Source organism: Microbispora hainanensis, assembly GCF_006874475.1.
In the GTDB taxonomy this organism is placed as follows: Bacteria; Actinomycetota; Actinomycetes; order Streptosporangiales; family Streptosporangiaceae; genus Microbispora; species Microbispora hainanensis.
Genome location: NZ_VIRM01000206.1, coordinates 1 through 413, shown reverse-complemented (window position 1 = coordinate 413; position 413 = coordinate 1). Strand labels below are relative to the sequence as shown.

The 413-nt window shown below is 73.1% G+C and carries 1 protein-coding gene; it reads left to right on the top strand.

The genetic code is table 11. The annotated features are described in order from the left end of the window. A partial coding sequence (locus FLX08_RS41775) for a hypothetical protein (RefSeq protein ID WP_208761998.1) occupies positions 1-413 on the top strand: 413 nt, incomplete at both ends.

Below are 413 nucleotides of genomic sequence, written 5' to 3'. Positions count from 1 at the left end.
GCCCACCCGCACAACGACCACCCCGCGACACACGACGCGGCGGCATCGTCGAGCTGCAAATCACCCTCACCCAGCTCCGCCGGCTGGCCGCCACACCAGCCGCCACCGGCCCCTGGGCTCCCCTGATCACCGACCTCGCCCATCAAGCCCACGCGCAGCTCGACACCACTCCCGGGACCGGATCGCCTGACTTGATGCGCTCGCCTGCCCCGGCGGGATCGCGCGACCACCGCGGAGCGTGTGACCCGGCCCTGCTGGATGAACGGACCGATCCAGCGGACCCGGCTGACGCGGCCAACACGGCAGGCGCGGCCAACACGGCTGACATGGCGGACTCGGCGGGCGTGGCGAACCCGGCCGGCATGGCGGACTCGGCGGGGGTGGCGAACGGGGCTGATCGGCGTCATGCCGAT